The sequence below is a fragment of the Flindersiella endophytica genome (genome assembly GCF_054779015.1).
Map to the genome: position 1 here is coordinate 13,012 of NZ_BAAGYY010000044.1, position 25,727 is coordinate 38,738.

General features: G+C 69.5%; 20 protein-coding genes. 8 read left to right on the plus strand and 12 right to left on the minus strand.

What is annotated here, in order from left to right; translation table 11 throughout:
- Window positions 1-15: 15 nt before the first annotated feature.
- Entirely contained in the window at window positions 16-903 is an 888-nt protein-coding gene (locus ACYVF6_RS44965) for a GNAT family N-acetyltransferase (RefSeq protein ID WP_460532935.1), read from the minus strand.
- A gap of 29 nt (window positions 904-932) precedes the next feature.
- Between ACYVF6_RS44965 and ACYVF6_RS44970 the strand changes: the two genes are divergently transcribed.
- Together ACYVF6_RS44970 and ACYVF6_RS44975 are read left to right on the plus strand one after the other, a co-directional pair.
- Complete coding sequence (locus tag ACYVF6_RS44970) at window positions 933-2,039, plus strand: glycerate kinase family protein (protein ID WP_460532938.1); 1,107 nt, start codon at window positions 933-935, stop codon at window positions 2,037-2,039.
- A 110-nt stretch (window positions 2,040-2,149) separates the two neighbouring features.
- Window positions 2,150-2,503 (plus strand): HesB/IscA family protein, encoded by a 354-nt coding sequence (locus tag ACYVF6_RS44975; RefSeq protein WP_460532941.1) that lies wholly within the window; start codon window positions 2,150-2,152, stop codon window positions 2,501-2,503.
- Between the two features lie 36 nt (window positions 2,504-2,539).
- Here ACYVF6_RS44975 and ACYVF6_RS44980 read toward each other — a convergent pair whose 3' ends face one another.
- From ACYVF6_RS44980 to ACYVF6_RS45005, 6 genes are all read right to left on the minus strand, one after another.
- Window positions 2,540-3,943 carry a CehA/McbA family metallohydrolase gene (locus tag ACYVF6_RS44980; RefSeq protein WP_460532944.1) on the minus strand — a complete coding sequence of 468 codons (1,404 nt, stop codon included), beginning with the start codon at window positions 3,941-3,943 and terminating at the stop codon, window positions 2,540-2,542.
- A 9-nt stretch (window positions 3,944-3,952) separates the two neighbouring features.
- A complete protein-coding gene (locus ACYVF6_RS44985; protein ID WP_460532947.1) occupies window positions 3,953-6,016 on the minus strand; it encodes a tetratricopeptide repeat protein in 2,064 nt (687 codons plus the stop codon).
- Window positions 6,013-7,851 (minus strand): sugar ABC transporter permease, encoded by a 1,839-nt coding sequence (locus ACYVF6_RS44990; protein ID WP_460532950.1) that lies wholly within the window; start codon window positions 7,849-7,851, stop codon window positions 6,013-6,015. Before ACYVF6_RS44990 ends, ACYVF6_RS44985 begins: the two co-directional genes overlap by 4 nt.
- On the minus strand, window positions 7,835-9,145 hold the full coding sequence (locus tag ACYVF6_RS44995) for an ABC transporter substrate-binding protein (protein WP_460532953.1): 1,311 nt from the start codon (window positions 9,143-9,145) through the stop codon (window positions 7,835-7,837). The genes ACYVF6_RS44990 and ACYVF6_RS44995 overlap by 17 nt, the downstream gene beginning before the upstream one ends.
- A 117-nt stretch (window positions 9,146-9,262) precedes the next feature.
- Window positions 9,263-10,738, minus strand: a complete 1,476-nt coding sequence (locus ACYVF6_RS45000; RefSeq protein WP_460532956.1) for a M81 family metallopeptidase — start codon at window positions 10,736-10,738, stop codon at window positions 9,263-9,265.
- Between the two features lie 13 nt (window positions 10,739-10,751).
- Window positions 10,752-12,116 (minus strand): alpha-L-fucosidase, encoded by a 1,365-nt coding sequence (locus tag ACYVF6_RS45005; RefSeq protein WP_460532959.1) that lies wholly within the window; start codon window positions 12,114-12,116, stop codon window positions 10,752-10,754.
- 102 nt (window positions 12,117-12,218) lie between these two features.
- On the opposite strand from ACYVF6_RS45005, the gene ACYVF6_RS45010 reads away from it, so the two are divergent.
- Window positions 12,219-12,911, plus strand: a complete 693-nt coding sequence (locus ACYVF6_RS45010; RefSeq protein WP_460532962.1) for a GntR family transcriptional regulator — start codon at window positions 12,219-12,221, stop codon at window positions 12,909-12,911.
- On the opposite strand, the gene ACYVF6_RS45015 is transcribed toward ACYVF6_RS45010, so the two are convergent.
- Window positions 12,871-13,698, minus strand: coding sequence for an ABC transporter permease (locus tag ACYVF6_RS45015; RefSeq protein ID WP_460532965.1), 828 nt, complete (start codon window positions 13,696-13,698; stop codon window positions 12,871-12,873). The two genes, ACYVF6_RS45010 and ACYVF6_RS45015, sit on opposite strands and share 41 nt — an antisense overlap.
- A gap of 18 nt (window positions 13,699-13,716) precedes the next feature.
- On the opposite strand from ACYVF6_RS45015, the gene ACYVF6_RS45020 reads away from it, so the two are divergent.
- The gene (locus ACYVF6_RS45020) at window positions 13,717-14,448 is read left to right on the plus strand and encodes a GNAT family N-acetyltransferase (RefSeq protein ID WP_460532968.1); all 732 of its coding nucleotides are present in this window, start codon (window positions 13,717-13,719) and stop codon (window positions 14,446-14,448) included.
- Window positions 14,449-14,548: 100 nt separating this feature from the next.
- Window positions 14,549-16,141, plus strand: a complete 1,593-nt coding sequence (locus ACYVF6_RS45025; protein WP_460532970.1) for an ABC transporter substrate-binding protein — start codon at window positions 14,549-14,551, stop codon at window positions 16,139-16,141.
- Window positions 16,142-16,156: 15 nt separating this feature from the next.
- Here the strand turns inward: ACYVF6_RS45025 and ACYVF6_RS45030 are convergent, their stop codons facing one another.
- Window positions 16,157-16,390, minus strand: a complete 234-nt coding sequence (locus ACYVF6_RS45030) for a hypothetical protein (protein WP_460532973.1) — start codon at window positions 16,388-16,390, stop codon at window positions 16,157-16,159.
- Between the two features lie 8 nt (window positions 16,391-16,398).
- Window positions 16,399-16,629 carry a hypothetical protein gene (locus ACYVF6_RS45035; RefSeq protein WP_460532976.1) on the minus strand — a complete coding sequence of 77 codons (231 nt, stop codon included), beginning with the start codon at window positions 16,627-16,629 and terminating at the stop codon, window positions 16,399-16,401.
- A gap of 55 nt (window positions 16,630-16,684) precedes the next feature.
- Here ACYVF6_RS45035 and ACYVF6_RS45040 point away from each other — a divergent pair, with 55 nt between their 5' ends.
- Entirely contained in the window at window positions 16,685-19,369 is a 2,685-nt protein-coding gene (locus tag ACYVF6_RS45040) for a bifunctional acetate--CoA ligase family protein/GNAT family N-acetyltransferase (RefSeq protein WP_460532979.1), read from the plus strand.
- Window positions 19,370-19,686: 317 nt separating this feature from the next.
- On the opposite strand, the gene ACYVF6_RS45045 is transcribed toward ACYVF6_RS45040, so the two are convergent.
- Window positions 19,687-20,679, minus strand: a complete 993-nt coding sequence (locus ACYVF6_RS45045; RefSeq protein WP_460532982.1) for a Gfo/Idh/MocA family protein — start codon at window positions 20,677-20,679, stop codon at window positions 19,687-19,689.
- 27 nt (window positions 20,680-20,706) lie between these two features.
- Entirely contained in the window at window positions 20,707-21,693 is a 987-nt protein-coding gene (locus ACYVF6_RS45050; protein ID WP_460532985.1) for a Gfo/Idh/MocA family protein, read from the minus strand.
- Window positions 21,694-22,285: 592 nt separating this feature from the next.
- Here ACYVF6_RS45050 and ACYVF6_RS45055 point away from each other — a divergent pair.
- Complete coding sequence (locus ACYVF6_RS45055; protein ID WP_460532988.1) at window positions 22,286-22,669, plus strand: hypothetical protein; 384 nt, start codon at window positions 22,286-22,288, stop codon at window positions 22,667-22,669.
- Between the two features lie 99 nt (window positions 22,670-22,768).
- Window positions 22,769-25,699 carry an excinuclease ABC subunit UvrA gene (gene uvrA / locus ACYVF6_RS45060; RefSeq protein WP_460532991.1) on the plus strand — a complete coding sequence of 977 codons (2,931 nt, stop codon included), beginning with the start codon at window positions 22,769-22,771 and terminating at the stop codon, window positions 25,697-25,699.
- The last annotated feature ends 28 nt before the right edge of the window (window positions 25,700-25,727 follow it).

The window sequence follows — 25,727 nt, forward strand, 5'->3', positions numbered from 1 at the left end:
TCCGACGGTTTCGGCTCAGAGGAACATGCCCGACGGCAGGTAGGGCTGCGGCGGGCGCATGTGGCGCAGGCAGAGATAGCCCTGATTCTGGATCGACAGGCCGGCCGCCAGCGCGACGTCGACCGCCCACTCCTGGGCGGCCGAGAGGTAGTTGATGCGTACGTAGCCCCCGGCAGGCGACGCGGCGATCGCGGACCACAACAGGCGCTGCGCCAGCTTGCGGTTGGTCGCCGCCAGCAGGACGGGGGAGCCGGACTCGTCGACGTAGCAGTAGCCGCTGCCTGTGAACGTGTCGGCCACCAGCAGGCCGTGCTCTTCGTTCAGGAACTCGTGGTCGACACCATGTGCCGCGCCGCGGACCTGACGGTCGACCGAGTCGCAGAGGTCACGGTCGGACAGGTCGCCGACCCGGATGGCCTCCACGACGGGCAGCGTCGAGCGGTCGACCACGCCGCTGATCCGCATCGTCGGGTGCAGGCTGAAGCCGGCCAGCCGGTAGCGCCGGGCGGCCCGGGGGTCTTCGGTCGAGATGATGATGCCGCGCAGGCAGCCTTCGCTGTAGCGCAGCACCGCCTCCAGCAGCGCCGACCCGATCCCCGCCCCCTGGCGGTCGGGGCGGACGAAGAACGCCGACAGCCCCCAGAGGTTTTCCCGGCGCAGCGCCATCGTGACGCCCACGACATCGCCCAGTTCGTCGGCGGCGACCCAGCAACCGTCCGGGTCGTGTTGGAGGAAGAACGCGGCCCGGCGTTCCCAGCGGGCATCTCGCCGCGCGCGGTCGTCGCTGCCGCTCGGCGACGGCGGTGCCGGGACCTGGTTGCCACTGCGGAGCAGCTCGAGCGCGGCGTGGCTGAGCTCTCGCGCGGCCGGGATGTCGTCCTTACGCATGGGGCGGATGAGCACATTGCGAACCTACCCGGCACGATCTAGTGGTGCGTGTGCTGATTGCTCCTGACAAGTTCGCCGGAACGCTCTCGGCCGTCGAGGCCGCCAACGCGATCGCGGCCGGCTGGAAACAGCAGGCTCCGGACGACGAGGTGGTCACGGTCCCGATGTCGGACGGCGGGCCCGGCTTCATCGACGTCCTGCACGCGGCGTTCGGCGGCGAGCTCCACGCGCTGACTGTCGCCGGTCCGCTGGGCGAGCCGACGCCTGCGACGCTGCTCGTCCTCGACAGCGCCGAACGAACTGCCTACATCGAGTCCTCGCAGGCCTGCGGGCTCGCATTGGTGCCGCCGGACCAGCGGGAGCCGGAACGGGCGATCACGTACGGCGTCGGCGAGCTGCTGGCCGCCGCCGTCGACGCGGGTGCCCGGCGGATCGTGGTCGGCCTCGGTGGCAGCGGTACGAACGACGGCGGTGCGGGCCTGCTGGCCGCGCTCGGCGCGGTCGCGGAGCCGGCCGGCGCCCTCACCGGCGGCGGCATCGCGCTGGCCGGGCTGGAACGCGTCGACCTGACCGCGGCCCGCAGCCGGCTGGCCGGGGTCGAGCTGCTGGCCGCCAGCGACGTCGACAACCCGCTGCTCGGCCTGCGCGGCGCCACGAACATCTTCGGCCCGCAGAAGGGCGTCCACCCGGACCGGCTGCCGACGCTGGACGCGGCGCTGGAGCGACTCGCGGTCGCCGCGGACCGGAAGCTCGCCGACGCCGCCGGCGCCGGGGCAGCCGGCGGACTCGGCTACGCACTGTTGCTGATCGGTGGGAAACGAGTGCCCGGCGTTGAGACGATTGTCACGGCGACCGGCCTGGAGGACGCTGCTCGCGAGGCCGACCTGGTGATCACCGGCGAGGGCGCGTTCGACTACCAGTCCAGGGACGGCAAGGTGGTCTCCGGCGTGGCCGACGCGGCCGGCCGGGTGGTTCGCCCGTGCATCGTGCTGGCCGGACAGGTGCTCGTCGGCTCCCGCGAGATGCGCTCGATGGGGGTCCAGTCGGCGTACTCACTGGTCGATCTGGTGGGCAAGGACACAGCCTTTGCCCAGCCGGAACAGAGCCTGATCGCCCTGGCCGAAAGGGCCGCCCGTACCTGGCATCGTTGATTCTCTGTGCAACGATGGATGAGGCACACGGGAATGCCCGTGTCCACGGCATCGTTGATCTTCGACGAAGCCAGAGATTTTGACTTAACGCCGATAAGGGAGTCGCACGGATGACCGAGGCCACCCAGACCGAGCAGACCGCCGGTGTCACGCTGACCGACGCCGCCGCCACCAAGGTGAAGAACCTGCTCGAACAGGAAGGTCGCGACGATCTGCAGCTGCGTTTGGCCGTGCAGCCGGGCGGTTGCTCGGGCCTGCGTTACCAGCTGTTCTTCGACGAGCGCCACCTCGATGGTGATGTCGTCCGTGAGTTCGGCGGCGTCGAGGTCGTCACCGACCGGATGAGCTCGCCCTACCTCCTTGGCGCGACGATCGACTTCGTGGACACGATCGAGAAGCAGGGCTTCACGATCGACAACCCCAGCGCCACGAGCTCCTGCGCCTGCGGCGACTCGTTCCACTAGACGCGAAGGCGCGGCAACAGCAGTTCGGCGTAGCGCTCACTGCCCCAGAAACACCGGGTTGGTGAGCGCTGCCATCTGTTCCAGGAACGGGAGCGCCGCGTCCTGGTCGGTCCGCCGGACCTCGACACGTACGTACGACGACACCGCCGGCGTGGTTCGCCAGCTCACCACGCCACCACCGGCCGGCACCGGCAGGTGCGCCAGCCAGCCCTCGTCGGTGACGAAGCGCACGTAGCCTTCCGGGACGCCGCTCACGGCGACCTCGATTTCCACCTCGGTCTCCGCCGGCACGGCCAGCCGCTCGCCGATCCCCGCCGAGGACCCGCCACCCGACGCGCGGAGTTCGACCGAGACCTCTGACGACTCCGTCACGTAGCAGTGCCCGGCCCGGATCCCAGCCAGGATCGCCGGCACCGTGAGGTCGTCGGCCAGCACCACCGTCTGCGCCAGTCCGATCGGCGACGACGACTCGTGAGTGTCGCTGGCACCGACTGCCGGCAACCACGTGCCGCCCCGGCCGGACTCCACCAGCGTGGCGTTCCAGCCCTGCAGCGACACCTCGTCGTCGACGGTCCACTCGCCGTTCCAGACCTCGACCGCGGAGATGCCGGAGTAGCCGTGCTTCCACTGGCAGCCCAGGCACGGCGCGTGCGGATGCGCCGCGATCGCGAGGCCGTCCTGCTGGTGGATCTCGGCCAGCACACCCGGCAGGGTCCCGTCGATCGCGCGGTGCCGCCAGTCCAGCCAGGTGCCGGCCCGCAGCCCGGCCGCGACCAGGTGCCCGTTGCGGGTCGTGACCTCCTCGCCGTTGATGATCAGCAGATCGTCGGACGCGTGATGGCCCCAGATCCCGTGCGCGGTGTTGGTGTTGTGCTCGGTCGACACGATGAAGTCCAGCCCGGCGGCGCGAGCCGCGTCGACCAGCTCCTTCGGCTGCCACTGCCCGTCGGAGTGAACGGTGTGCGTGTGCAGGTCGCCGCGGTACCACGCCCGCCCGCGCCCGGTCGCCCGCAGGGGCGCGTGCAGCGGTTCGAACCCGGAGGCAGCATCAGCTGACCGGGCGCCCGTCCGCAGCGTCACCTCGACGCGGTACGCCATCCCGTCCGGATGCACGGTGTACGGCCCGAGCAGCAGCTGCCACGTGCCCGCACCGATCGGCCCCGGGACGTATCCGGGCGTCGCCTCCGCCGTGCTGATGAAGAACGAGGTCCGCGCCCCACCCGACCAGCCCCGGAACCCGTCGCCGTCGAAGATGCCGACGTCGAGCGCGTTGCCCTGCTGGCCGGCCGGCGGCTCCGGCCGGTCGTAGGAGTACGACACGGCCAGTTCGCCGACGCCATCCGGCACCTCGATCGGCACGTACACCCAGTCCGGTGCGCCCGGCGCGATGTGTCCTTCGTGGATCCGCGTCTCGACCTGCGAGTCCGAGTCTTCTGGCACGCGACGAGGCTATCGCGGGTCGCCCTCCGGCCCCAGGTCCGTCAGGTGCCGCTTGCAGCGCCGGACACCGTCGGCGTCGCCGAGGTCGGTGTAACGCAGCCAGGCCGCCTCGTAGTGACGCAACGCGCGGTCCCGATCGTCGCGCATGCGGTACGCATGCCCGAGATGCTCGTTGACTTGCGCGAGTGTGGCGGGATCGCGGTCAGCGAGCGATTCGGCCGGGGTGAGATACCGCAACGCCTCCGCGGGATCGCCGCGGCGCAACTCCACCGCGGCGAGGTTGATGTAGGCAGAGCAGCGCGCCCTGTGACTCTTGTCGGGGAACAGCCGGAGCGCTTCGGCGAACGCCGCGGCTGCCTCGTCCAGCGCCTGCTGGTGGAGGGGCGAGTCCTTGGGCGCTTCGCCTGCCGACTCCAACCGGAGCCGCCCGAGCTCGTGGCAGCGTACGGCACCGACCTCCTGCTGGGGCGCCACCTCCATCAGCCGTTCCGCCTCGGCCAGGCAGTCCGCCGCCGCATCGAGGTCACCGATCCAGCGGTGCGCGGTGGCCTGCCTGATCTGCGCCAACGCCCCGATGTCGGGCCGGCCGGCTTCCGCGGCGAGCTCGGCCATCCGTCGGGCCAGCTTGAGCAGGTCCTCCGGCCGGTGCTGCCTGTGTAGCCATGACTGCAGCTGATCCAGGAGCTGGTTGAGGTCGTCGATCAACTCAGGCAGCAGATCAGCGGGGTAGGCGCCGGCGACGAACGGCGTGAGGCGCTCTGCCGCCTGCTCCGATCTCTGCTCCAGCATCGCGGTCGCTCCCGCGGCGTAGTCGTGGACGAGCGCCCGGATCGCGCGCGCGGCCGGCACCGCGCTGTTGCGGGCGCCGCTACCGGTCCCCGCGATGACCAGGCGCACCTCCTCGGGGACGCGGTATCCGCGGTTGGTCCGCTGCACCAGGTTGTACTGCTCCAGCTCCGCGCGTGGGTTACCGGTGGGAGATCCGCCGGCGATCGTGCGCTCCATACTCGCGATCGCCTGCTCCGGAAGGTCCGTCACCGGAAGCTGTGCGAGCGCGTACATCAGCGCCATGGCCTCCTCCGACAGGTCCTCCTCGATGTGGCGCAGCAGCTCGGTCCAGATCTCCACCAGCGGGTTTTCGCCGGCCTCGACGGCGACCGCCGTCAGGGGCTCGGCCAGACCGGGGATGGACACCTTCGCGCCGGGGCGCTTCAGCGCGATCGTGAGGTCCTTCACCGCACGTGGCCGGCCGAGGCAGGCGAGCAGGACGGCGTCCAGCCCGTCGCGCGAGCCGATCTCGTACCCTCTCATTTCGAACTCGAACATCGCCCGCATCTCGTCCGGGGTCAGCGGCTCGACCGGCAGGTCGAAGTAATGTCCAGTTGGGCAGTTCCCCGCGATGACGAGGATCGGCTGCTGCGGGCCCGCCTGCGGCCAGTGCGGCAGCAGCCAGTCGAGCTGGCCGGGCGACACGTTGTCGAGCACGAGCGTGAGCCGCTTGTCCTGGCAGGCCTTCACCAGCAGCTGGGCCGCCAGGTCGAGAGTGTGGTCACCACCGGCCGGGTAGGCCAGCTCGAACTGGGTGAGCAGGCGCCGCGCCACCGTGGACTGGTCGTCGGGTTCGTGTGAGGAGAACCCGCGCAGATCGAACAGCATCGTGGTCGAAGGGTCGATGCTGCCCGCCGCCGCGGCTTGGTGCACAACCAGGTCCGCGACCGTGGAGGTGCCGACGTCGCGCAGACCGCAGATCACGACCTTGCCGTACTGCGCCAGGATCTCCGGCGCGGCCTCCACGTGCCGCACGCGGATCCGCCACACCTCGGAATGCGGGCGCAGGCGGTCGTACGGCCGCAGGTCGGGCGGCGTCTCGTCGGTCTGCGAGGTGAGGAACAGCACCAGCCAGACCGCGAGCAGCACGCAGAACACGACGAGTACGACGACAGCGGTGAGCGCGGAGATCAGCGAGCTGAACGCCGCGACCACGAGCGAGGCCGCCATCACGGCCGTGCCCCCGGACAGCGACCGGAAGCGTTCGATCGTCCGCTCGCTACGGCGTTTGGGCGGGGAGGTCACTGTCGGCCACCGCCGATGAGCCCACGGACGACCCGGCTCCAGGTCAGTGCGAGCAGGATCACCGGTGGCAGCAGTGCGATCACCGCGCTCGCGGCCACGGCACCGGACGAGCTGACGAACTGCCTTGCCTCGCCCCAGAGCACAAGCGTCAGCGGCGTCGAACCCGGCCCGCTGATCAGCAGCCCGACGATGAAGTCGTTCCACACCCAGACGAACTCCAGGACCGCGACCGCGATCAGGGAGTACTTGGTCCGCTGCCATACGCGGCCGACCGTGACGTGCGAGCTCGGGCGGCCCAGCGCGAGCTCGACGGCCTGCTCGGGCGACAAGTGTCGAGCGGCGTGGGAGTACGAGGCATAGAGCACGAGGATGGCGAACGGAAGCCCGGCGGCGGCGTGCACGATGGCGAGCACGACGGGAGAGCCGGTGACGCCGGCCCAGCCCAGGAAGCTGCCGAGCGGGCCGGCGTACATCTGCACCGGCGTCGCAACGAGAACGGTCAGCAGCAGCCGGATGCGCGTGGACGCGCGCGTGCTCAGCCCGCCCCACAGCAGGAGATAGGCAGCCGGAACGCCCACGACGACGACCAGGCCGGTCGCCAGCACCGCCATCACGAACGTGCGGGTCAAACTGGACAGCAGCTCGGGATGGACGGCATCACCGAACGAGGTGAACCCGACTCCACTCGGGCTCCACCAGCTATCCGCCACCGCTGGCACCGGATCGTGCAGGGCAGTCGCGAACAGGACGACCATCGGGAGCACCCACAACACGATCACGCTCGCTGCCAGCAGCCTGGCTCGCCAGCCTCTGTGATCGGATCCGTCGTCGGGCTCCAGCGGGCTCCAGAGCGCCGCCGGCTCGTCGCGGTCGCCTCCGCGCAGGAGCCGCTGACCGCCGAAGACGATCAGGTTCACGAACGCGAACAGGAGGACCGCCAGAACAGCCCGCTCACCGAACGTCGAGCCCAGGCTGCGCCACCATTGGACGCCCATCACGCCGACGTCGTCCTGCACCGAACCCGGAGCCACGATCAGGATCAGGTCGAACACCCTGAGCGCGGCGATCAGGACCGTGAGCACCACGACGGTGCTGACCGGCAGCAGGAGGAGCAGCTTCCTGTGCCTGGACAGGGCGTCGAGGACCCGGAGCGGGGAGAGCCGGCGCCGGCCGCTCCGACGCGGTCGTCGCAGCGACGCCAGCAACTGGGCCGGCATCGCTTCGAGTCCTGCCCGGAACAAGGTGACAGCGAAGCCGAGCCAGATCCAGGCGAACGCGGAGATCAGTACCAGCCAGACCCATCCCGGGCCCAGCCAGGCGGGTGGCTGCCACGGCAGCAAGCCGGCGACCACTGTCGCGAGGCTGCGTTCAGGAGTGGGGTCGAAGATCAGTCGGAACGCGGCTCCCGCCGCGAGCGACGAGACGCCGGCCGGGAGCACGAGGACGAGGATCAGAACCCGGCCGAGGCTGCTGGCGATCAGGCTGAGCCTGGCCAGGCCGAAGCCTATGACCAGGACAACACCGGCGACCAGCAGCCAGAGAACGCTGTTGATGACGGCGTGCTGGACATCGGGGTCCCCGGCCAGGTCCCAGAAGTTGTTGCGACCGGTCATGGCGTTGGCCTGGACCGACCAGACGACCGCGGAGACGAACGTCACCGCGACAGGCACGAGCACCAGCAGCCCGATCAGCAGCATCGCAGGCAGGCCGAGCAGCCAGCGGTTGACCCGCAGTCTCGCGCGGCTCGACACCGGGCCGCTCGGGAGCTCGCTGCCGAGGATGTCCGGCGGTCCCGGCTCGGCAAGCGGCGGCTGTGGCTCAGCCCGCGTTGCCATAGCGCCTGCCAATCGCCTTCATCCGGTCGATGGCGGCATCGACCAGTTGGGACGTGTCCGCCGTCGACGGCAGCTGGGAGAGGAAGTCTTGCAGAACGCGGCCCAGCTCGTCGCCCACCGCGCCAATCTGGTCGGAGAGATCGAACGGGAACTCGTTGTCGGCCAGCTCCTCGACCTGCTCGCGGAGGTGCGCGGAATAGGGCCACTCCGGCCGGACGGCTGGTGGCTCGACCTGACGGTTGCCGGCGATGAACCCGCCGGGGTTCTGGACCCAACTGGTCGGCGCGTCCTTGCCGGCCAACCAGGTGACCAGCTGTCGCGCCTCGTCGCCGGCCCTGCGGTGCAGGACGGCGATGTCGCCGCCGACGACCAGTGGCTGCTCTGGTCCTACGGCGGGGAAGCGGAACAGGTCGACGTTCCTGAGCTCCCGATCGGACAGGAAGCGCCTGATCACCGACTCCGCGAAGTCGGGCGTCATGACCGAGGCCGCGTTGCCGCGAAGGAAGACCTCGAGAACGTCGTCGGGAAACTGCAGGGCGAGCGCGCCGCGACTGCCGCCGGCGAGCGCATCCGGCATTCCCCACATCGCGGCCAGCCGTTCGAACGCCGTGCGTACCTGTCGGCTCTCCCACAACCGCTCGTCTCCGGGGTTTCGCTGCAACTGGTCGTACACATCCCGGGAGGCACCGAGGAGGACGTTCTCGAGGTAGTCCGTCAAGGGCCAGCCGTCGGCGCCGGCGACGGCGAGCGGCGTGAGTCCCTTGCGGACAAGGCGTTTGTTGAGCGCCAGCCAGTCGTCCCACGTACGCGGCGGGGTGAGGTCGCCGAAGTAGTCCTTGCGGTACCACACCAGCGACTTCTGCGCGAGCTTGAAAGGGATGCCGTAAGGCTGTGCGGGCCGGCCGAACCACAGCAGCTCCCGCCAGCGGGTCGCGAAGTAGGAGTTGCTGGTGAGCGCCGTCCGCAGTCCCGTGGGCAACGGCTGGAGCTTGCGGTAGTGCTCGCGCAGGAGGCCGATGCGTGGCAGCATGACGATGTCGGCTCGCCCGGAGGTGTTGTCGTTGAGCGCGGTCGAGATGTCGTCGCCGCGCGGGGCGAGCTCGACGGCGAACTCCTTCAGCCGCTTCGGTCGCCGGGCCAGGACCTTGAGGAAGGCTTGGCGTTCGGCCCCGCTCCACGAAACCGCCACCCGTACGGACGGGCGCAGGCCGAGTGCCTCGCTTGCCGCGCAGCCCGAGACCGCCATCGCCGACGTGAGCACCGAGGCCTGAAGCAGCGTCCTCCGATCCACCACACCACTCTCCCCATGATCGCCGGCCGCCCCGCCTCCAACCCTAGGTGAGCAGACGGAGCTGCGCAGCGATCTGGCCTGGAGGTGTGGAAAAGCGCCAACCCGCCGTGCGAAAATCGGCTAGACGAAGACGACCGGAGTCAGGTCGGGCTGGTGGATCTCCTTGTCGAGCGGGTGAATCGGGCGGTCGACCTCGTGGTAGTCCAGTCGTTCGAGATCCTGGTCGACGCCGCCCGGGGTCAGGGCCAGCACCCAGCCCTTGGCCGCGGCGAACAGATCCGGTTGCAGATAACCGATCTTGACCGCCGTGATGTCGTGCGCCGCCGGATCGAGGCCGAGTGCGAGGAGGTCCTTGACGAAGTGGTACGGCCGCCGGCGGCTGGTCAGGATCGCGTGGATGCCGCCCGACTTCACGACGGCGACGCGGACCTCGTTGCCCATCCGGGTCTCGGTGTGCAGGGCGTAGACCTCGCCGGTCAGTGCCACCGCGTCGCCCCCGCCGTAGACGCCGCCGACCGACACCGAGACCTGGGAGCCGAGGCCGGCCTCGAAGGCCGTGTCGACCGCGTCCGGTGCCACGCAGCTGGCCCAGATCGCCGAGCGTTCGCCGGACGCGAGTTCGGGTGTCGCGAGGAACTGGCCGAGGAGGTACGCGACGTCGTTAGAGCCGCCGGCCGTCGGGTTGTCGCCGGAGTCGCTGACGAAGAACGGCCGTTCGGTCGAGTCGAACGCCTGCCGGATGGCCCAGTCGGCCTGGCCGGCCGGTGCGCAGAACTCGAACTGCTCGCGTACGTCCCACCAGGCCCGCGCGATCCGGGACGCCTCCTGGGTGACGACGGCTTCGTCGGTGCCGTAGACGACCACGGTCGCGGCCGAGCGGTGCTCGTCGGCCCAGGCGTAGCCCACCAGCAGCGACGCGTCGATCACGCCTGCCTTCGCCTCGGACTCCGGCAGCGAGGCGTAGATCGACTGAGCCGGCTCGACGCGCGTGCTGGTCTTCTCGCCGGGCAGCATCACCGGGACCTTGATCCAGGCGCGGACCGGACGGATGCCTTCGGTCAGGCAGCGGGCGAGGTTGCGGACGGCGCGCTCGCGGGTCTCGACGTAGTCGATGTGCGGAGCCGTGCGGTACGCCGTGATCAGCTCGACGGTCTTCGCCAGCTCCTCCGAAACCTGTCCGTGCAGGTCCATCGAGGCCGAGATCAGGCAGTCGTCGCCAACCAGCGCACGGATCTTCGCAGCCAGCCGGGCCTCCGCGTCACGGCGGCCGTCGACGGACATGGCGCCGTGGATGTCGAAGTAGAAGCCGTCGAGCGGTCCGTCGGCAAGCGTGGCTTGCAGGCGGGCCAGGAGGTCCTGTTCCATCGTGTCGTACGCCTCGGGCAGCACCTGGCCGCCCGGCAGCGCACTGGCCTTGAGCAACGGGATCCACTCGATGTCCGGGTGCTCGGGCAGCCGCCAGTTCGAGAGGAACGGATAGCGCTCGGCCATCTCCTCGGACCCGCGCTGGATGAAGAACTCGCCGAGTGTGGTGCGGTGGGGCGCGAACGTGCTCGACTCGGTGGAGATTCCGCCGATTGCGACGCGGTATGTCACCTGGCAACTCCGTCTAATGCTCGAGAGCGATACAGAATGCGTGCTCGCCGCGACCGGTGGGCAGCGAGACCGTGATGGTGTCGTCGTCGACAGTCCAGGTCGCGTCCGCGGCCGATCCGGCGGAACGGGCGCCGCCGAGCAGGCGGACTCGCCTCGGCTCGCCGAGCTGCCGGGGCAACCCGATCTCCGCTGGCAGCGTATCCGAGTTTGCCGGGAGCAGGCCGATGGCGTAGGTCGTCCGGCCGTCCTTGGAGCGGGTGAAGTAGACCTCGTCACGCTGGTACGGCGCGACCGGGCGCGTGCCGTAGATGGCTTCGCCGTTCGCGTCGAGGAAGGTGCCGAGCCCCGCGAGTCGCTCGTAGACCTCCGGGACGAACTCGCCGGTGGCGTCCGGGCCGATGCCGAGCAGCAGGTTGCCGCCGCGCGAGACGATCCGTACCAGCATGTGCACGACCTCGGTGACGGACTTGTAGCGCTCGTCCGGGCTCGCTGCGTACCAGCTCGGGCCGAGCGGGATGCAGCTCTCCCAGGGGTAGGGGAGTGGCTCGTCGGGGTACTCGTGCTCCGGCGTGAGGTAGTCCTGGAACGGTCCGCGCACGGCGCGGTCGACGACGATCAGGCCGGGCTGGTGCTCGCGGGCCATCGCCGCGATGCGTTCCATGTCGACGTCCTGGCCACGCCGGCCCGGACGAACCCAGCCGCCGTCCAGCCAGAGCATCTCCAGCTCGCCGTAGCGCGTGACGAGCTCCTCGATCTGCCGGTACGTGAACTCCTTGAACCGCTGCCAGCGCTCGGGGTAACGGGTCAGGTCGTAGTTGGCGTGCCGGTCGGCTGCGGGGAAGCGGCGCCACCAGAAGTCGTCGCTGTGCCAGTCCGGCTTGGAGAAGTACGCGCCGGCGGTCAGGCCCTCCGCTCGGAACGCGTCGAACACGTGCCTGGTGAGGTCGGCCCGTGGGTCGGCCGAGAACGCGCAGGCCGGGTCGGTGACCTTGTACGTGGTCTGCCGCGTGTCGTACATGCAGAAGCCGTCGTGGTGCTTGGTGGTGAACACGGCGTACTTCATGCCGGCCTGGGATGCCGCGCGCGCCCAGCCCTCCGGGTTGAAGCGGGTCGGGCGGAAGGTGGCGGGCAGCGCCTCGTAGCGCTGCTTGTAGAGCGCGTAGTCGTGGGCGTACGGCCCGCGCCGCTCGCACCAGCCCTCGTCCTCGCCGCAGAGCGACCAGCTCTCGACGACGCCCCACTGGCTGTACGGACCCCAGTGGATGATCATCCCGAGCTTGCGGTCCTGCCACTTGTCGAGGGCTTCGCGGACCAGCGGGTCCCGAGGTGGGATATAGGCCGCTATATCGGTCGTGCTGTCCAAAAGCTGTTCCGGCACGCGGGCATCCTATAGGATATTTCGTAATGTCAGGTCGACCACCTGTCTATTTGCCGGGCGTCCTAGATCGAGTTACTAGTACGCTCCCCCAGGAGGTACGTGATGGCGACGGATGCGCCTGAAAGCCAGGCACGAAGGGTCGCGCGGCTGCCGCAGCGGCAGATTCTCGCCGATGACGTCTACGAATCGCTCAAGGCGTTGGTGATGGATCACGCGATCGAGCCTGGCGCGCGGATGAACATCGACGGGTTGGCCCGTGATCTCGGCGTGTCGCAGACGCCGGTACGCGAGGCCTTGGCGCGCCTGGAGTCTGACGGCCTGGCTGTCAAGGAACCCTTGCGGGGGTACACCGCGACGCCGTTGCTGTCCCGGGCCGACTTCGAGCAGCTCTTCGAGGTTCGGTTCCTGCTCGAGCCGTGGGCCACGGCCCGCGCGGCCGAGCGGGTGACGCCGGCCGACCGGAAGCTGCTGAAGGCCGAGCTCGCGCAGGTGAAGGACGTCCCTGCCGAGGGCGACTACGACGCCTACCGCGTCCTGACCAGTCACGACCAGCGCTTCCACGCGATCATCCACGAGATGTCGGGTAACCTCCTGCTGAGGTCGCTGTTCGAGAAGACGCACTGTCACCTGCACATCTTCCGGCTCTACTACGGCAGCGGGATCGGCCTGCAGGCCGTCGCCGAGCACAGGCAGATCGTCGCCGCGATCACCGCGGGCGATCCGGAGACTGCCGAGTCGGCGATGCGCGACCACCTCACCGCCTCCCGCGACCGGCTGCGCCCCGTCCTCGGCTGAACGGCAGCCACCGGCCCAGCAGGCGGGAGCGTTCGGCGTCGGGCGGAGGGCGCTCGAAGGGCGCTGCCCGCGCCGCCAGTTCGGTGATCAGCAGGATCGCCGCCAGCTCCACGGCCAGCAGGCAGATCAGCACGACCAGCTGGAACGCGGCGGCGACCAGTGGCTGCGCGCCGCCGAGGACCATGCCGATGAACGTGCCGGGCAGCGTGACCAGCCCGACCGTGCGGGTCTGGTCGAGCGCGGGTACGAGCGCGTCGGCACCCGCTGTCCCGGCCACGGTACGGACTGCTTGCCGCGGCGTGAGTCCCAGGCTGAGCGCGGCCTCGTACTCACCCCACCGGTCCCGCATCGTGCCGAGCAGTCGCCTGCCCGCGAGGCTGGTCGCCGTCATCGCTCCGCCGATCAGGATGCCGCCGAGGGGGAGCAAGGTCGCGGGGTTGTCCGGCACCGAGTGGGTCGCGGCCAGCAACGTCAGCATGACGACCGCCGGACCTGCGATCGCGAGCCCTGCGCGGCGCCGGCTCCGGGGCAGTGCCCGCAGCCGTCCACCGCTGGTGAAGGCGGCGACCGTGAGCATCAGCAGCAGGAACGCGACCGTTCCGGCGAACGAACGCAGCGCCAGTCCGACCAGGAGCCCGACCGCGGCGAGTTGCACGACGGCCCGGATCGCGGCCACCGGGATGGCGCGCTCGTGGCCGAGCCCGCCGAGCCGGGCGAGCACCGCGGTGAGTACGACGAGCACGACGAGGAGAACCGCCGTTACCGCGCTCAGTCCCGCTAGGTCCATTCGGGCATCCTGTCTCCTGTGACCGACACATCTGGTCGCGGCCTCCTGAAGGCCGTCCTCGACGACGTGGAAGCCGGCCGCATGCCTCCGGCCGACGGCACGATCCGGGTCGTGCCGCAACCAGTGCCCGAGCAGGCAGCGGTGGTGGTGTTCACCGCCCACATCCTGATCGCGGCCGACATCGAGCCCGAGTGGGCCGCGACGCTGCTCCCGCCGGGCGACCTGTCCGAGCCGCTCAACCCGCCGTTCCTCGGAGCAGTCTGCGAGCGGACGAAGCGCCGGGTCAACTGCGTCGACATGGTGACGTACGCCCCGGCACTGCCCGGTGACCCACCGCTGGCGCTCGAGCGGATCGACGACGACTGTGCTTGTCCGGCCCCCGCGGCCCCCGCGGGCTCCGCCCGCACGGGCCCACCCCACTCCTGCCACCCACGGGTCAGACGTGCACACGTCTACCGGTCGGACGTCAGCGTGTGGACTCTGCCCGACGGCGGCGGCGTGCTGATCCTCGGCCGCGGGCTCGCCGGCCGGTGGGAGGCGGCGTTCGAGGTGCCGCCGGAGCACCGAGGGCGTGGGCTCGGCCGGCTGCTGGCGCAGTCCGCGCGGCATCTGCTGCCGGCAGGAACGCCCGGCGTCTGGGCCCAGGTCTCGCCCGGCAACGCCGCGTCGGTCCGTACGCTGCTGGCGGGCGGCTTCCTGCCGGTGGGTTCGGAGGCGCTGCTCGTGCGGCACCGTTCCCCGGGCGGCTGAACAGGGTGGCCGAACAGAGTGCCTGAACGGGACGGCTGAACGGGTGGGAACGAGCCTGACCCCACGAGCGGCCTCAGGGCGAGTCGGTAGGCTCGCCCGCATGCGGAGGCGATCCTTCTTGGCCGGCGCGGCCGGTGCGGCCGCCTCGTTCGCCACCATCGGTCTGGCCGGATGCAGCGACGACACACCCGGCGGGCCTGGTGACACGCCGACCGAGCTGCCCCGGACGGGCCGTCCCCGCTACCAGGGCGAGATCGTCGTGGCGACGCTGCAGAACCCCTCGCCGGCGGCGCAGCAGGCGCTGACCAAGGCGTACCAGCAGTACCAGCCTGACGTCGACATCCGCTGGGAGACGCAGGACTGGCCCGACAAGGGCCTGTACGCCACCTGGCTCAGCGCCCAGCTGGCCGCGGCGCCCACCCGCCCGGACATCATCTCCGGAGAGTACGAGCCGGGGTTCAGCAACTACGTCAACCTCGAGGAATACCGGTGGCGCACCAACCCGTACACCGGAAACGCCTGGGACAAGGACTTCCTGTTCGCGCGTGTCCGTGACCTCGACGCGACTGGGAAGCGCACCACGATCGGTACGGAGACGCAGCACCTGTCGTGGTACTACAACCAGAAGGTCTTCGACGACCTCAAGCTCGAGCCCCCGGCCAACTGGGACGAGCTGGTGACGGTCTGCGAAACCATCTCGGCGACCGGCGTCACACCGCTGTCGGTGAGCCTGAGCGACGCGGTGATTCCGTGGTTCGCGCCGACGTACTTCGACCAGTACCACACGTCCTGGGCCGGCATCGTCCGCGCCCGCGAAGGCGACTGGGACTGGGACCCGCGCCGTCCCGAGTTCGTCGACGACCCCGACGAGCAGCAGCTGCACGTGAGGTACACCTTCAGCCCGCTGCGCTTCTACCAAGCGCTGAAGGATCGGCGGCTGCGGTTCGACACGCCTGCCGTCATCGAGATCATGTCGAACCTCGGCCGGATCTTCCCGCGTTACGCCGACTCGGCCACCCTCCTGAGCGGCGACCACTACGTACCGTTCCTGCAAGGCCGGGCCGCGATGATGGTCGAGGCCTCCTGGGCCCTCGTCCAGCTCGACCGCGACCTCGACAAGCTCAGCGCCGAACGAGCCAACGAGCTCAACATCGACCCCGGATCGGTACAACGCTTCGAATGGGGCGTCTTCGAGTTCCCGCCGATGGTCAGCTCACTCGCGTCGTCGATCGTCCGGGTGCCCGAGCCGACCGTGGGGTACGAGATCGGCGTCGTCGGCAAGGGCGACGAGCAGACGGCGATGACGATGGACTTCCTGATGTTCTGGTTGTCGAAGCCGGGGTTCAGCGCCTTCCTCGACGCCGAGCAGTCGTCGCCGGGATGGGTGCCGGAGGGCTTTCCACTCGTCACCGAGGTCGCATATCCCGATGACGTCGCGAAGCTGCAGGAGAAGGTGCGGCTGACGGGAAATCCGATCGGGGTCTACAGCGACTTCTGGGTGTCTGGCGGCGGACAGGCGACGCAGGATCTGCGAGGGCTGTTCGGTCAGGCCATCCAGGGGAGGGTGGCGGCTCCGGAGTTCGCGACGCAGTTGCAGGCTTACGTGCAGGCGCATTTCACCGAGCTGCTCGGGCATGCGGGGCTCACCGACGGCGATCTGGCCAACCCCGCGCGGAGGCCGGCGACCCTGTAGGTCGAGGTCTTCGGCTCAACGCCGCAACGAAGTCGCGTCGACGTACTGCTCCACCGGCTCGTCCGCTTCGGCCTCGGCGCTGAACGGCCCGGGGCCCGGCCGCCTCGGCTCGCGTACGCCGGCGGCCCCGCCGCCGAACTCGTCGTCCGGACGGTCCGGATTGGTCGTCGGCGCCGTGGGCATGAGGTCGCGGCTCCACCTGCGCCTTCGCAGTGGGTTGAACTTCCCCGGCCGGCTCGACTTCGCCATGACGTAACTCAGCCCTTTCTTCGCCCGAAGACGCGGATCCCGCCCGCGTACTTTCTGTGTACGGCCTGTCGTGACACGCCGAGTACCGCCGCGATCGCCTCCCAGGAGCAGCCCTGGATGCGGGCGCGCCTGACCTGGACCTCGGTCTCGGCTTCGAGTCGCTGCCGGGTGGCGGCGAGCTCGGCCAGTGCTTCCAGCGGCTCCTGGGCACGGACGGTGTCCAGCAGGTTGTCGACCATGCATGTCAACATATGTTGACGGATATGGCTTGTCAACCTGGGTAGCGTTCGTGAGGTGACCCGGAACGAGACGGAGCACGGCCAACACAGCGCCCCCGAGCAGCCCGGCCCGGAGTATCCCGAGCGCTGGGAGGCCGACATCGTGCTGCGCGACGGCGGCACCGCGCTGCTGCGCCCGATCCGTCCAGGCGACGCCGAGCTGCTGGTGGAGTTCTACGCCCGCGTCTCCGACGAGTCGAAGTACTACCGCTTCTTCGCGCCGTACCCCCGGCTCTCCGACCGCGACGTGAAGCGGTTCACCGAGGTCGACCACAAGGATCGTGTCGCGTTGATCGTGACGGTGGGCGCGGAGATGATCGCGGTCGGGCGGTACGACCGGATCGCCAGCACGCAGGCGGAGGTCGCGTTCCTCGTGCAGGACGACCACCAGGGCAGGGGAGTGGGCAGCGTCCTGCTCGAGCACCTGGCCCAGGCCGCGCGCGAGAACGGCATCAAGCGGTTCATCGCCGAGGTGCTGCCCGACAACCGCCGGATGACCGGCGTGTTCGAGGAAGCCGGCTACCAGACCAAGGGCGGGTTCGAGGACGGCGTCATCGAGCTCGAGTTGGCCATCGAGCCGACCCGGACGAGCCTCGACGTGATGCAGTCGCGCGAGCACCGCAGCGAGGCACGCTCGGTCGAGCGCCTGCTGAAGCCGAAGTCCGTCGCGGTGATCGGTGCCAGCCGCAAGCCGGAGAAGCTCGGCCAGGCGCTGGTCCGCAACCTCGTGCTCGGCGGCTTCACCGGGCCGGTCTACGCCGTCAACCCCAGCACCCGCGCGGTGGTCGGCGTCCCGTCGTACGCCTCACTCGACGACGTCCCGAGCGAGGTCGACCTCGCCGTGGTCGCGGTGCCGGCCGACAGCGTGCGGCAGGTCGTCTTCGACGCCGCGTCCAAGGGCGTACACGGGCTGCTGGTCGTCTCCAGCGGGTTCGCCGAGTCGGGTCGCGAGGGCCGGGAGCGCCAGCGTGACCTCGTACGGCAGGCCCGGGCGTACGGCCTGCGCGTGATCGGGCCGAACGCGCTCGGCATCATCAACACCGACCCGGACGTGGCGCTGAACGCCTCGCCGTCGCCGATCGTGCCGAAGCGTGGGCCGGTCGGCTTCTTCTGCCAGTCCGGCGCGCTCGGCACCGTGCTCGTGGAGACCATCGCCAGGCGTGGCATCGGCGTCTCTACGTTCGTCTCGGCCGGCAACCGGGCCGACGTCTCGGGCAACGACGTGCTGCAGTACTGGGAGGAGGACGACGCCACCGAGGTCGTCCTGCTCTATCTGGAGTCGCTGGGCAACCCGCGTAAGTTCAACCGGATCTCCAACCGCGTCTCGGCCGGAAAGCCCATCGTGGCCGTCCGTTCCGGGCAGTTCAGCCAGGGCGTGCCGCTCGGGCACACCGTGCACCGCGCGGACGTGCCGGAGGCCGCGTTCGACGCGATGTTCCGGCAGTCCGGCATCATCCTGGTCGAGGGCATCGAGGAGATGCTCGACGTCGCGCAGATCCTGGCGTACCAGCCGCTGCCGGACGGGTCCGAGCTCGGCCTGGTCGGCAACTCCGATGCCCTTGCCACGTTGGCCGCCGACGCCGCGGCCCAGCACGGCCTGCCGGTCACGCGCGAGCTGGCGACGCTGGGCTCCGACGCGACCGCCGCCGACTTCCGGGCCGGCATCCGCGACCTGCTCGACGACTCGAACGTCGACGTGGTGGTCGCGATGTACGCCTCGCCGACCGACACCGTGGGCACCGAGATCGCCGCCGCGATCGCCGAGTCCGCCCGCGACGCCGAAAAGCCTGTGCTGGCGGCGTTTCTCGGGCGCGAGGGCATGCGCCCGGACCTCCTCGGCACCGTTCCGTCGTACGCCACTCCGCAGGCCGCGGTCCGTGCGGTGGCCAAGATCGCCGACTACGTACGCTGGCGGCGCCGCCCGCGCGGCGGCACTCCCGTGCTCGACGACATCGACACCGCGGCGGCTCGCGCGCTGCTCGAGGAGGTGCTCGCGAGCGCGCAGGAGGGTGCGGATCTCGACCAGGCGCAGCAGCAGAAGCTCTTGTCCTGTTACGGAATCGACCTCTGGTTCGCGCATCCGGTGAGCACCGCCGAGGAGGCGATCGAGACCGCCGAGCGGCTGGGCTGGAACGTCGTGCTCAAGGCCACCGCGCCCCGGTTGCGGCAGCGCCCGGACCTCGCCGACGTCCAGCGCGACCTGGAGACGCCGGCCGAGATCAGGATGGCGTGGGAGACGCTGTGCGAACTGGTCGGCGCGCCGGAGGAAGCGGGGTACGTCGTGCAGAAGACCGCGCCGCCGGGCGTCCCGACCTACCTCGGCGCGACGGGCGACCCGATGTTCGGCCCGGTCGTGACGTTCGGCGTGGCCGGCGTGGCGACCGAGCTGCTGGGTGACCTGGCCTACCGCATCCCGCCGCTCACCGACGTCGACGCCGCCGCGATGGTCCGCGAGGTGCGGGCGGCGCCGCTGCTCTTCGGCCACCGCGGCGGTGAGCACGCCGACGTAGCGGCGGTGGAGGAGCTGATCCTGCGGCTGTCGCGGCTGGTCTACGACCTGCCGGAGGTGCTGTCGGCCGAGCTGCTGCCTGTGCTCGCCGGCCGCGCCGGTGCGGCGGTGCTGGGCGCCGCGATCCAGATCGCCCCCGTCGAGCCGGCGACCCGCACCGACTGGTACGCCCGCCGCCTCACGCGCTACTAGACGATCTATTCCAAGGGGTCGCCTGACGCGCGACGCCTGGCCTCCACGCTGGCTGCGTTGTCGTCGATCGCCGGAGGCCCCTCCTGGCTCCTCCTCCGGCTGTGCCCACCCCCACGAGCGGCGCCATGCGCCGCGCGCTTGACCGGCGACCCCTTGGAACAGATCGTCTAGCTGAAGCTGCTGACCACGGACTTCGGGAACGCCGGCTCAGCCTTGGCCGGGCGAGCGAAAGCCCGAGGGCGTCCCCGCCGGGCAATCGGCGGGAACGCCCTCGAAACGCGTGCGCCGTCTGTGCGGCGTCCTCGGTGCTTACGTGCTTACAGGTCGGCGAGCGAGACGATCGCCTTGTTCTTCACCGAGGCGTACGCGCCGAGGATGACCTTCAGCACGTTGATGCCCTCGGCCTCGGTGTTGATCGGGCGGCGCTTGTCGGCGACGCAGCCCACGAAGTCGGCGACCTCGGCGGCGAACGTGTTCACCTGCGGGAAGTCCAGCGTCGTGGTCTGGTCGTCGATGCGGTAGCTCAGCGTCTTGCCGTCGCTCCACAGCGCGCCCTTCTCCGCCACGACGGAGAACCGCTCGGTCACCGCCGCCGGGCGGTAGGCCCAGCTGGTGACGATGTTGCCGACACTGCCGTCGGCGAACCGGACCAGCACCTGCGCGGAGTCCTCGCCCTCCATCGGCAGGCGGTAGCGGCTCGTCATCGCCGTCACCTCGGTCGGGGCGGCCTGTGCGAGGTTGAGCAGGAGGTACGTCGGGTGGTAGCCGGTGTCGATCAGCTCACCGCCACCAGCCGTCTCGAGCGACCCACGCCAGCCCATGTCCTTGTTGAGCCCGCCGTTGAAGAACGAGTCGGTCGTACGGATCTCGTAGACCTGGCCGAGCGTGCCGTTCTGGATCAGCTCGCGCGCCTTGGCGACGGGGGGCATAAACAGCTGGTTGTGCGCGCACATCAACGTGACGCCGCTCTCCTTGACGGCAGCGGCGATCTTGTCGGCCTCCGCCGTCGTGATGCAGAGCGGCTTCTCGCACAGGATGTGCTTGCCGGCGGCCGCGGCCGCGAGAATCGCGTCGGCGTGGAGGTGGTGCGGCAGGCAGATGTCGACGGCGTCGATGTCGGCCTGGGCGATCATCTCCTTGTAGTCTGCGAAGATCTGCGCGCCGCCGAGCTGGTCGGAGCGCCGCTCGGCGTTCTCGACGACAACGTCGGCGACCGCGGTCACCTTGGCCTGATCGGGGATCGCGAGGTATCCGTTCACGTGCGGGTTGGAGATTCCGCCGCACCCGATCAGTCCGATCTTGACGGTCATGAGAAACAATCCTCTCTGAGCTGCTAACTAGAGGCTTACCGGCGCGTCGATCGCGACGGAGTGGTTGGCGGCTTCCATCAGGCGGGTCAGATCCACACCGAGGGCGACGTTGTCAGTTGCCTTGGTGCCATTCTGGATGTGCTCGACCCATTGGTGGAAAGCCGACGGTAGCGGCTCCGGTACCGTCACTTCTGTCCATTCCTTCCCGTCCGCATACGCGGGCGAACGCACGAGCAGCTTCGCCTCCGGCGTGCCGTACAGCAGGCTGCCGTGCGTGCCGTGCACCTCGATGGTGAACGGCGAATGGTTGTTCACGAATCCCGTCTCGGCCAGGCCGATGGCGCCGTTGCCGTAGCGCAGGACCGCGACCGCGTTGTCCTCGACGCCCCTGCCGGTGACGTGGCCGTAGCTCGCGCTCACAGACGTGGGCAGCGCGCCGAAGAACAGCCGGTTGAGATACATCGGGTGGGCGCCGAGGTCGACCATCGCGCCACCGCCGCACTGCTCGGCGTTGTAGAAGTGCTCCGGCAGCCAGCCCTCACCGACCGAACCGCCGTGCGAGAGCCGGACGCGGACGAGCGTGATGTCGCCGAGCGAGCCTTCGTCGAGCACCTTGCGGATCGCCTGGGTGTAGCCGTCGTAGACCCGCGGCAGCGAGAGCGTCAGCACGACGCCTGCCTGCTCGACCTCGGAGAGGATCTCCTCGCATTCGCGCGTGGTCAGCGCGAGGACTTTCTCGGTGAAGATGTGCTTGCCGGCCCGGGCGGCTTTGCCGATCACTTCCGGGTGCCGGTTGGTCGGTGCGTCGACGATCACGGCGTCGACGTCCGGACGGGCGAGCACCTCGTCGAGGGACTCGTGGAAAGGCACGCCGAGCTTCTCGGCCTCTGCCTTGCCACGCTCTGGCTCCTCGTCCCAGACGGCGGTGATCGTAGTGTCCGGATGTTGCGCTGCGTTACGGGCGTAACCGCCGGCGTGGACATGCCAAAAGCTCAGCATGGCAACACGAATCATGAATGCCCCAACTCCTGCTCAGGTAGGCCTCGAACCATTCTTGCCAGAGAACGTGGGAAGTCGACCTCACGTACACGGGAAAATCGGCCGATTGTGGCCGACTCCAGGCCGGTTGTCTTACCGGCGTCAGGACGATCTTGACACACCCGGCCATGACCTCCACGGACAACCGGCTGCTCGCCGAGGTGTTCGTGGTGCGCGGGCAGCGGAGGCGGCCGCCGAAGGTGCTCGGCAGGCCCCGGAGCCCGGGCGTCGCCAGCCGGCTTCTGCTGCGGGCGGCCGCCGTCCACCTGGATCGTTCGATGTCTGGCTGGTCAGCGCGCGCACCGGCCGCTGATCGCGACGAAGCGGCAGCGTCGCTTGCGCGAGGCTCTCGTCCTGCTGGAGAACGACGACCCTTTTCAGCTGCGGCCGCGCTGTCCGGCGGCACTGGCCGCCGGACGCCGCGCCGACCGGCGGGGGCTGCGGAGTGGGAGTGCTCGGAGGCGGCAGCCGGCCGGTTCGCGGCGGCGATCGATGTCATGGCCCCGACCGAGCTGGGCCGATCCCGGCTCGAAGAGGTATGTCGGTGCTCGCCGATAACGTCACCGGCATGTGCGACGAAGACCTGCTCGACGGCGTGCTGATCGCCGAGAGCCTGCTGCCCGAGACCGAGCTCGACCGGCTCGACCTGACCGTGACCCGGATCGTACGATCGAGGTCGGGCACTCGCTCGCCGGACCAGCCGAAGACGTGGACGTTGCTCTACTTCCAGGCACCGGCCGAGGCGTCGGTCCGGCTGGCCGAGACCTTCGCCAGTGCGTTACAGCCGACCGGCGGGTGGTACGTCGACTGGAATGCGGGTGCGGACAAATACGTTGTGTTCGCCGGCCGGATCTTCCACTACCCACGCGCTGACCAGGCCGGACATTCCGCTGCCATGGCCCACGGCCGCAGCGTCGGAGTGCCGGAGCCACAGCTCGACTGGGGCCGCTGACGACGGCCCCAGCAGACTGTCGGTGCTCGCCGCTACTATGACCGAACCACGCTCTTCGCACACATGATCGACTGATTACTCGAGGACGGAACCGCCGCCGTGGCCGACCAGCTCACCATCCGAGGAGCCCGCGAACACAACCTCAAGGACGTCTCCCTCGAACTGCCCAGAGACGCCATGATCGTGTTCACGGGCCTGTCCGGCTCGGGCAAATCCAGCCTGGCCTTCGACACGATCTTCGCCGAGGGCCAGCGTCGCTATGTGGAGTCGCTGTCGGCGTACGCGAGACAGTTCCTTGGTCAGATGGACAAGCCCGACGTCGACTTCATCGAGGGCCTGTCGCCGGCGGTCTCGATCGACCAGAAGTCCACGTCGCGCAACCCGCGGTCGACGGTCGGCACGATCACCGAGGTCTATGACTACCTCCGGTTGCTGTGGGCGCGGATCGGGCGCCCACACTGCCCGGAGTGCGGCCGGCCGATCGCGCGGCAGACGCCGCAGCAGATCGTCGACCGGATGCTCGAGCTGGAGGAGGGCACCCGTTTCCAGGTGCTGGCCCCGCTGATCCGCGGCCGCAAGGGCGAATACGGCGAACTGTTCCGCAACCTCACCACGCAGGGCTACTCCCGGGTCCGGGTCGACGGCGGGGTCTATCCCATCGCTGAGGTGCCCAAGCTCGACAAGCAGAAGAAGCACACGATCGAGGTCGTCGTCGACCGGTTGACGATCAAGAAGTCCGCCAAGCGCCGCCTGACCGACTCGATCGAGACCGCGCTCCACCTCGGTGGCGGCCTGGTCACGCTCGACTTCGTCGACCTCAAGGACAACGATCCGGAACGCGAGCGCACCTGGTCCGAGCATCTCTACTGCCCTTACGACGACCTGTCGTTCGAGGAGCTGGAGCCGCGGTCGTTCTCGTTCAACAGTCCATACGGCGCGTGCCCGGAGTGCACCGGTCTCGGCACCCGGATGGAGGTCGATCCCGAGCTGATCGTGCCCGACCCGTCGAAGTCGCTGGCCGAGGGCGCGCTGGCGCCGTGGGCCGGTGCCCACATGACCGACTACTTCGGTCGCCTGGTCGAGGCGCTGTCCACCACGATCGGCTTCCGGATGGACCAGTCGTTCGAGCGGCTGACGGCCAAGGCCAAGAAGGCCTTGTTACACGGCTATGCCGACCAGGTGCACGTCCGCTACAAAAACCGTTACGGCCGCGAGCGGTCCTACTACACCAACTACGAAGGCGTCATCTCCTACGTCAAGCGCCGGCACGCCGAGGCCGACTCCGACGCCAGCCGGGAGCGCTTCGAGGGCTATATGCGCGAGGTGCCGTGCCCCGCGTGTGAGGGGTCGCGGCTCAAGCCGATCTCGCTGGCGGTCACGATCAACGACAAGTCGATCGCGGAGGCCTGCCGGCTGCCGATCGCCGACGCGGCGGAGTTCCTGCGTTCGCTCGACCTGACGCCGCGCGAGAAGCAGATCGCCGAGCGCGTACAGAAGGAGATCGGCGAACGGCTGCGGTTCCTGCTCGACGTCGGGCTCGACTACCTCACGCTCGACCGGCCGTCCGGGTCGCTGTCGGGTGGCGAGGCGCAGCGGATCCGGCTGGCGACGCAGATCGGGTCCGGCCTGGTCGGCGTGCTCTACGTTCTCGACGAGCCGTCGATCGGCTTGCACCAGCGGGACAACCACCGGTTGATCGAGACGCTGGTGCGGCTGCGCGACATCGGCAACACGCTGATCGTCGTCGAGCACGACGAAGACACGATCCGCCACGCCGACTGGGTGGTCGACATCGGTCCGGGCGCGGGGGAGCACGGTGGCCAGGTGGTCCACTCCGGTCCGCTGTCCGGGCTGCTGAAGCATCGCGACTCGCTGACCGGGGCGTATCTCTCCGGCCGCAAGCAGATCTCCGTTCCCGAGCTGCGCCGGCCGCCGACGCCGAAGCGCGCGATCACGGTGCACAGGGCCTACGAGCACAACCTGCAGGACGTCACCGTCTCGTTCCCGCTCGGCACGTTCATCGCGGTCACAGGTGTGTCGGGCTCGGGCAAGTCCACGCTGGTCAACGACATCCTCTACACCTCGCTGGCCAAGCAGATCTACGGCGCCAAGGACGTGCCCGGCCACCACCAGAAGATCACCGGCACCGACAACATCGACAAGGTGATCCACGTCGACCAGTCGCCGATCGGCCGCACTCCGCGCTCCAACCCCGCGACCTACACCGGCGTCTTCGACCACATCCGCCGGCTGTTCGCAGAGACGCCGGAGGCGAAGATCCGCGGCTACCAGCCGGGCCGGTTCTCGTTCAACGTCAAGGGCGGCCGCTGCGAAGCTTGCTCCGGCGACGGCACGATCAAGATCGAGATGAACTTCCTGCCCGACGTCTATGTGCCGTGCGAGGTCTGCCACGGTGCGCGCTACAACCGCGAGACGCTCGAGGTCCACTACAAGGGCAAGACGATCTCCGAGGTGCTGGAGATGCCGATCGAGGAGGCGCTCGACTTCTTCGAGGCCATCCCGGCGATCGCACGCCACCTGAAGACCCTGGTCGAGGTCGGCCTCGGCTACGTCCGGATGGGCCAGCCCGCCCCGACGCTCTCCGGTGGTGAGGCACAGCGGGTGAAGCTGGCGTCCGAGCTGCAGAAGCGTTCGACGGGCCGCACCCTCTATGTCCTCGACGAGCCGACCACCGGCCTGCACTTCGAAGACATCCGCAAGCTGCTCGGCGTGCTCACCTCCCTGGTCGACAAGGGCAACACGGTCATCGTGATCGAGCACAACCTCGACGTGATCAAGACCGCCGACTGGCTGATCGACCTCGGCCCCGAGGGCGGCATCCGCGGCGGTCTGGTGGTCGCGGAGGGCACCCCGGAAGAGGTGGCCGCCAACCCCGCCAGCTACACCGGTGAGTTCCTGCGCCAGGTGCTGCCGGGCTATGCCGAGCAGCCGGCGAAGAAGCGCATCTCCGCGGCCCGCAAGGCCAAGACCGTCCGTTCGACGAAGGTGGTCAGTTCGGCGGTGAAGTAGCCGCAGTGTCGTTTGTGAAGAGCCGCCC

Bases quoted from the DNA above. Each gene is read 5' to 3' on its own strand.
- ACYVF6_RS44975 (WP_460532941.1), top strand. From the start codon at position 2,150: ATGACCGAGGCCACCCAGACCGAGCAGACCGCCGGTGTCACGCTGACC.
- ACYVF6_RS44990 (WP_460532950.1), bottom strand. From the start codon at position 7,851: ATGGCAACGCGGGCTGAGCCACAGCCGCCGCTTGCCGAGCCGGGACCG.
- ACYVF6_RS45010 (WP_460532962.1), top strand. From the start codon at position 12,219: ATGGCGACGGATGCGCCTGAAAGCCAGGCACGAAGGGTCGCGCGGCTG.
- ACYVF6_RS45015 (WP_460532965.1), bottom strand. From the start codon at position 13,698: ATGGACCTAGCGGGACTGAGCGCGGTAACGGCGGTTCTCCTCGTCGTG.
- ACYVF6_RS45025 (WP_460532970.1), top strand. From the start codon at position 14,549: ATGCGGAGGCGATCCTTCTTGGCCGGCGCGGCCGGTGCGGCCGCCTCG.
- ACYVF6_RS45030 (WP_460532973.1), bottom strand. From the start codon at position 16,390: ATGGCGAAGTCGAGCCGGCCGGGGAAGTTCAACCCACTGCGAAGGCGC.
- ACYVF6_RS45035 (WP_460532976.1), bottom strand. From the start codon at position 16,629: ATGGTCGACAACCTGCTGGACACCGTCCGTGCCCAGGAGCCGCTGGAA.
- ACYVF6_RS45045 (WP_460532982.1), bottom strand. From the start codon at position 20,679: ATGACCGTCAAGATCGGACTGATCGGGTGCGGCGGAATCTCCAACCCG.
- ACYVF6_RS45050 (WP_460532985.1), bottom strand. From the start codon at position 21,693: ATGATTCGTGTTGCCATGCTGAGCTTTTGGCATGTCCACGCCGGCGGT.
- ACYVF6_RS45055 (WP_460532988.1), top strand. From the start codon at position 22,286: ATGTGCGACGAAGACCTGCTCGACGGCGTGCTGATCGCCGAGAGCCTG.